This window comes from Bacillus sp. JJ1521, from assembly GCF_036965165.1.
Classification (GTDB): Bacteria; Bacillota; Bacilli; order Bacillales; family Bacillaceae_L; genus Ferdinandcohnia.
The window spans coordinates 29,846-36,096 of record NZ_JBALOX010000102.1 but is presented as its reverse complement, the minus strand read 5'-3'; the positions used below and the strand labels follow the sequence as shown (position 1 = coordinate 36,096).

Here is a 6,251-nt window from a genome sequence, read left to right as displayed (position 1 = left end):
GGGCGCAAATACGCCAATGCGTATTTGATTAAGAAGTACTGCTCTTATTTTAGGGCAGTACTTTTTCTTTCGTATTTCCAGTTAACACTATCAATCCAATACATCCTCCTATGTTAAAATAATAGTAATAGAATACGGTTTAGGAAGGGGACTTACGAATGAGAATTCTTCACACTGCGGATTGGCATTTAGGTCGATCACTTGAAGGAAGAAGTAGATTAGATGAACAAGCCCGATTCTTGGACGAACTTGTAAAAATTGTCGAAGAAGAAAAAATAGATGTTGTGCTAATGGCCGGAGATGCATTTGATACAGTGAATCCACCGGCAGCAGCTGAAAGCTTATTTTATGAAAGCATTGCGCGTTTATCAAATGGTGGCAAGAGACCTGTATCGGTTATTGCAGGAAACCATGATAACCCAGATCGCCTGTCAGCAGCCTCACCACTTGCACAAAAACAAGGAATTCAATTACTTGGCTTACCTACAATGGATGTCCAAACCATCTATGTTCCTACAACAAATGAAACTCTTAAACTTGCAGCTTTACCATATCCATCAGAGTCACGGTTAGCGGAAGTATTATCAGATTCACATGAAGAATTAATGCTTCGCGATAAATACGATCAACGCATTCAAGGAATCTTTGAAGAAATGAGCAAGGCTTTTACACATGAAACAATTAATATCGCAATGAGCCATATTTATGTGACGGGTGGAAGTAGTTCAGATTCTGAGCGACCAATCGAGATTGGTGGGGCATACACTGTGGCTGCTACTAGTCTTCCAGAATCCGCTCAATATGTTGCATTAGGGCATTTACACCGTCCACAAATGGTGTCCAGGGCGAAAACGATGGCTCGCTATTCAGGTTCACCATTAGCTTATAGTTTTTCAGAATCTGGCTACGCGAAGTCTGTAACCATTTTAGACGCCAAACCCAGCCGGCCAATTGAAATGTCTGAGGTATTTTTATCAAGTGGAAAACCGCTTGTAAGATGGAAAGCAAAAGAAGGACTCGCCCAAGTCTATACATGGCTTGATGAAGGTAAGGATGCGAATGCTTGGATTGACCTTGAAATCCATGTGACAAATGCACTGTCAATTGAAGAGATTCATAGATTACGAAAGCATCACAGTGGTCTTATTCATATTCGACCCGTTTTTGAAGAACTTGAAAAAGAAAAAACAGAACAAATAGTGAATTCAAAAACCCCAATTGATGAGCTATTTGTCCGCTTTTATGAAAAACAAACAGGCGGGGCGCAACCTGAGCCCGAGCTTACGAAACTATTTTTAGAGCTTATTACTGATGAGGTAGACGAGGATGGTGATGAAGGATGAAACCTATCACATTAACAGTAGCGGGACTTCATAGCTTCCGCGAAAAACAAACTGTTGATTTTAGCTCCCTTTGTGAAGGTGGAGTTTTTGGGATTTTTGGACCGACAGGAAGTGGTAAATCCTCCATTCTCGATGCGATGACACTTGCCCTTTATGGGAAGGTTGAGCGCGCATCCAATAATACGCATGGGATTCTTAATCATGCCGAAAACCAGCTTCATGTTACTTTTACGTTTGAGCTAGAAAATGCCAAAGGAACTAAACGTTATATGATTGAGCGAAGCTTCAAACGGCAGGATGATTTAAAGGTAAAATCCTCGGTAAGCCGAATCATTGAAATCGGTGAGGAATCAGTTGTTCTTGCCGATAAAATCGGTGATGTCAATCAAAGTGTTCAGGATCTATTAGGCTTAACCATTGATGACTTTACGAGAGCGGTCGTACTACCACAAGGAAAGTTCGCTGAGTTTTTGTCGCTCAAGGGTGTTGACCGTAGACAAATGCTTCAGCGTCTATTCAATCTAGAACAATATGGGGACAAGTTTAATAAAAAATTAAAGAATAAGCTATCCAATGCAAAAAATGATTTAAACGAAGTTGTAGCTGAACAAGCGGGTTTAGGTGATGCATCAACAGAGGCAATTAAATCGTCTGAGCAAGAACTTAAAAACGCAGAAATTCTTCTGAAAAAACGCCAAAATGAAGTCAATAAGATTGATGCAGATTTTGAAAAAAGTAAAAATATTTGGCAATGGCAGCTTGAAAAGAGCGATCTATCCCAAAAATTGGTTGAAATCGAACAAGAGAAACCACAGATCCTTCAACTAGAACAAAAACTGAAGAATGCGGAAACAGCGGCTCTCATCCTGCCCTATTTAGAGGAATATGAGTCTGCAAAAGAAGCGTTAGACAAAGCAAATATACGTTATCAAACTTTACAAAAGCAATTAACTATCAAAAAACAGGAAAACGAAACAAAGGCAAATGATTATCACCAGGCACGTCAGGAAAAAACGGAGAAACTACCGTTTTACTTAACAAAAAAGCAGCAGCTGACTGATGCTAAACTTGTTCAGGAAAAAGCAATTGTTCTTGAAAGGGAAGCGCATGAGCTACAGGAGCAGCAAAACAGCTTACAAATCCTCGTGTGTGAAAAGCAGAAACAAATTGAAGCAATAGCTGCATCAATTGAGGTTGATACAGAAAAGCAAAAGGAACGAAAAGAAAAGCTTTCTCGTTTAACTGTCTCAGCTGAATTACGAGGTGAGATCCAGAAAGCCAATCAAGAAAAGCAGACGATTATGTTCTCTAATACAAATCTAAACGAGCAAAAAACAGAGCTAGAAAATAGTCGTAGTCAGCTTGAACAATTGGAGAAAATGCTCGAATCAGAATACAAAGTGCTTGACCAGGCAAAGCAAAGAGTGGAAGCTATTTTCTTAAAAAATGCATCCATTTATGACGCGGCTTGTGAACGTGAAAGAGATAGCGAGAAGCTTATTGGTTTAGCAGAAGTTAAACTTGACAGACTTAAGCGGGATTTAGAGGATAATAGAAAAAAGAATCTTGCCATTCAGCTTGCTGGCCATCTTCAATCTGGTGATCCATGTCCGGTATGTGGTTCGACCCATCATCCAAACCCTGTATCCATTGTAGAAGATCATGGAGATGAAGTCCAAGCCCAAATCGAAAAGCTTAACAATGATTTAACTACGATAAGAAATTTGAAACAAGAATTTTCAACACTCAAACTTAAGCTTGAGCAAATTTCGGAAGGACTTATCGGGGAGTACCCAGGGGAAATGAATGCCCCTGTCCGGGCAATAAAGCTTGTCAGTGAGGAGGAGTTTGAAGATTTACATGGAAAGCTTCAATCCCTTATTATTGAGCAAAAATCACTGCAACAGGATTATTTGAAGCTTCAAGAAACGGGAAGAAAAGCAATTCAAGAAATTCGTACATCAATAAAACAGGTTGGCCAGCTTGAACAGATGAGGGAAATCAATATAAAATCCTTTAATGAGCTTCAGGCTCGAGTATCAAACTTCCAGGAAAAAACGAAGGAACAGTATTTGAACTGGAAGCAATCCTTTCCACACATTGATTTTGAAACAACTGAAGCAAGGTTAAAAGACATTTCGAACAATGACAAATTGGCACAAAGTCTATCTAATGAAATTGAAGTTAGCACAACAATGCTTGAACAAAAGGAACAAGAAAAGCAAAAGTATCAAAATGATAGCAATGGACTTGATCGTCAACTTGTTGAAATCAACTCTACATTAAAGGGGAAATTCGAAGCACTAACTGAGGCGCGTGAAAAGCTCTCTAAAGAAATTGGAAACAATAACATCGATCAGTTAATCATTGAGACAGAGCGAAGAGTAAAACAGCTTGAAGAAACGGAAGCCTTCACATACGAAGCTTTGCAAAAGGTCCAAGCAGAGTGTCAAAAACTAGAAAACGAAGCCCATGCTGCTTTACAAGCATTCGAGGATGGGAAAAATCGAAATGAAAAAGCAACAGCAAGATGGACGGAAGTACTTGAGAAAACAGGATTTTTACAAATATCTGAGGTGAAGGAATCGATTCTTTCCAAACATGAACAAGAGGAGCTTGGATCACAAATTGAACTTTATTGGGACCGCTTCAAGCAAATCCAAACGGAATTACAAAAAATAAATAATTTGCTTAAAGGTGAAGAATTAACAAAAGAAAAATGGGACGAAATTCAAATGGTCCGCACCGAAATGAAAGAGATGCTAGGACAAGCAGTTGAAGCGAAGGGTGCAGCTGTTAAGGCCCTCCAGGTGTTATTGGAAAAACATGAGCGTTTCAATGAACTTGAAGAACGACGAAATAAACTTGAAAAATTAGTAGAGCAATACAACAAGCTTCAATCCGTTTTTAAAGGTAATAGCTTCGTAGAGTTTATTGCAGAAGAACAGCTTGTTCAAGTTAGTCTGGATGCAACAGAGCGACTTGGAATTCTAACAAGACAACGCTATGCAGTTGAAGTGGATTCGCAGGGTGGATTTATTATGAGAGATGATGCAAATGGTGGGGTTAGACGACCTGTTACTACCCTTTCAGGTGGAGAGACTTTCTTAACATCATTGGCATTGGCCCTATCTCTGTCAGCACAAATCCAGCTCAGGGGAGAATATCCTTTGCAATTCTTCTTCTTAGATGAAGGATTCGGTACTTTAGATGCGGACCTATTAGATACGGTTGTATCAGCTCTTGAAAAACTACATTCAAAACAATTAGCAGTAGGCGTCATTAGCCATGTACAGGAATTAAGGGCTAGATTACCTAAACGTTTAATCGTAGAGCCAGCCGAGCCTTCAGGTAGAGGAACATTCGTTAGATTAGAAACTTTATAGAAAGATAAAAAAGGCCTTCTTGGCCTTTTTATTTTACGCATTATTTTTCATCAGTTGATCTGCAAAATCTTCATCATTAGTATTTGTTGAGTTCAATCCATTATTCGTACAAATAAAATCACCAGTATTAAACGACCCTGATCCCGAGTAAGTCTTTGCCGTATCCTTTGGTGAAACATAGAAGGAGTCCCCGAAATTAACAACTCCGCCACCGACATTCACAATTTTTATAGGTCCTACAATTGCTGGCATATGCGTCATCCTTTAATAAGCATTTTCATAATTTTATTTTATGTGGAAATTAGAATTCTGTGAGCTATCTTTCTGTTTTTGGATTACCTAAAATTTTCCGAATATGTTTAACCCTTGCTTGTGTTTCAATCTCCCTGGTAGAACCAATGTGGAGTACGGACGAGGCAGAGACAGCTAGAATCCTGATGGCATTTACCTTAATGACAGGGTTTTGATGAAAGGTATTCATATTGATTTCTTCCTCAATAATTACCTTGGGAAGCTCCTTTGTAAAAATAGGATAATCAGATAAATTTCCTTCAGTCGTGAAAAATAGAGGTACCTCTTGTTGAACGGCAAGTGCCTCTGAAACAGGTGCAATTCTTCTTGTATCACCAACCTCGATAATGCTACTAAAAAGAACAGCATTTATTCGAAGGTAATCAACCACAGATAGCCTTTTCATTCTAATCACCTCGTGGGAGCTAGAGGAACAAATGGTCCAATGATTAAAGATTCTGGTGGAGTGTCAAATGCAGAGGCCATAGAAATGGTCTCTGCATCACCAATAATAAAAACAGCTGATGTCGAAACACCGACTATATCAATATGTCCAACTTGAATTTCTTTGTTTACCACAGTAAAGTTCATGATTCATTCCCCTCTATCTAATTTTTAGGCAGATGTTTTATATAAGCAGTAACCGAATTTCGAATGTCTCCTTTAATTTTTTGGATGACCGTATCAAAAACTTCGGTTTCTTTTGAAGGATTTTGTAAATCTGCATGGTGTTGCCCAAGGTAATGGACAATACGATCAGGAATCTGCTTTTGGATATCCTCAATGATAAATCCTGAGTGACCTTCCTCAAGTGCAGTTCTTTCCTGATTAACAATTTGTTCAATGAGCACCGGAACATCATTAGATAAATACTCGTCGATATTATCTTGTATTTCGTCATGTAGTCCTTTATGAACATGTCGAATATCGGGTATATTCATTTTTCCTTGACCTACGGAAAAATCCTCAATTGGTTCGCCGTTCATTGGATTTAAACCAATATTTAATGTTCCTTCTAGGGTCTCAACCTTTAATTGGTCAAATTTATACTCAATTCGTTCTATTTTTGTTGAAGGCTGACCCTTTAATTCGTTTATTTGTGTTTGAATTTGTTGAAGGGATTGCTCTAATTGGTTTATCCGCAGGTTTTGTTGCTGGATATATTGATAAAGATTCTGAACATATGTGGAAGTATTGCAATAATACGGGTACATAGCATTCACCCTTTCCA

At 38.7% G+C, this 6,251-nt stretch carries 6 protein-coding genes; 2 read left to right on the top strand and 4 right to left on the bottom strand.

Annotated elements, in window-relative coordinates; translation table 11 throughout:
- The first annotated feature begins 158 nt into the window (after positions 1 to 158).
- Both V7147_RS15120 and V7147_RS15115 read left to right on the top strand, forming a co-directional pair.
- The gene (locus V7147_RS15120; protein WP_335368669.1) at positions 159 to 1,343 is read left to right on the top strand and encodes an exonuclease SbcCD subunit D; all 1,185 of its coding nucleotides are present in this window, start codon (positions 159 to 161) and stop codon (positions 1,341 to 1,343) included.
- A complete protein-coding gene (locus tag V7147_RS15115) occupies positions 1,340 to 4,729 on the top strand; it encodes an SMC family ATPase (RefSeq protein WP_335368668.1) in 3,390 nt (1,129 codons plus the stop codon). The genes V7147_RS15120 and V7147_RS15115 overlap by 4 nt, the downstream gene beginning before the upstream one ends.
- A gap of 33 nt (positions 4,730 to 4,762) precedes the next feature.
- Here V7147_RS15115 and V7147_RS15110 read toward each other — a convergent pair whose 3' ends face one another.
- From V7147_RS15110 to gerPC, 4 genes are all read right to left on the bottom strand, one after another.
- The gene (locus tag V7147_RS15110) at positions 4,763 to 4,981 is read right to left on the bottom strand and encodes a spore germination protein (RefSeq protein ID WP_335368667.1); all 219 of its coding nucleotides are present in this window, start codon (positions 4,979 to 4,981) and stop codon (positions 4,763 to 4,765) included.
- A gap of 64 nt (positions 4,982 to 5,045) precedes the next feature.
- Positions 5,046 to 5,426, bottom strand: a complete 381-nt coding sequence (locus tag V7147_RS15105) for a spore germination protein GerPE (RefSeq protein WP_335368666.1) — start codon at positions 5,424 to 5,426, stop codon at positions 5,046 to 5,048.
- A gap of 5 nt (positions 5,427 to 5,431) precedes the next feature.
- Positions 5,432 to 5,611 carry a spore gernimation protein GerPD gene (locus V7147_RS15100; protein ID WP_335368665.1) on the bottom strand — a complete coding sequence of 60 codons (180 nt, stop codon included), beginning with the start codon at positions 5,609 to 5,611 and terminating at the stop codon, positions 5,432 to 5,434.
- Between the two features lie 17 nt (positions 5,612 to 5,628).
- Positions 5,629 to 6,234 (bottom strand): spore germination protein GerPC, encoded by a 606-nt coding sequence (gene gerPC, locus V7147_RS15095; RefSeq protein ID WP_335368664.1) that lies wholly within the window; start codon positions 6,232 to 6,234, stop codon positions 5,629 to 5,631.
- Between the last annotated feature and the right edge of the window lie 17 nt (positions 6,235 to 6,251).

Bases quoted from the DNA above. Each gene is read 5' to 3' on its own strand.
- V7147_RS15105 (WP_335368666.1), bottom strand. From the start codon at position 5,426: ATGAAAAGGCTATCTGTGGTTGATTACCTTCGAATAAATGCTGTTCTT.
- V7147_RS15100 (WP_335368665.1), bottom strand. From the start codon at position 5,611: ATGAACTTTACTGTGGTAAACAAAGAAATTCAAGTTGGACATATTGAT.
- V7147_RS15120 (WP_335368669.1), top strand. From the start codon at position 159: ATGAGAATTCTTCACACTGCGGATTGGCATTTAGGTCGATCACTTGAA.
- V7147_RS15110 (WP_335368667.1), bottom strand. From the start codon at position 4,981: ATGCCAGCAATTGTAGGACCTATAAAAATTGTGAATGTCGGTGGCGGA.
- gerPC (WP_335368664.1), bottom strand. From the start codon at position 6,234: ATGTACCCGTATTATTGCAATACTTCCACATATGTTCAGAATCTTTAT.
- V7147_RS15115 (WP_335368668.1), top strand. From the start codon at position 1,340: ATGAAACCTATCACATTAACAGTAGCGGGACTTCATAGCTTCCGCGAA.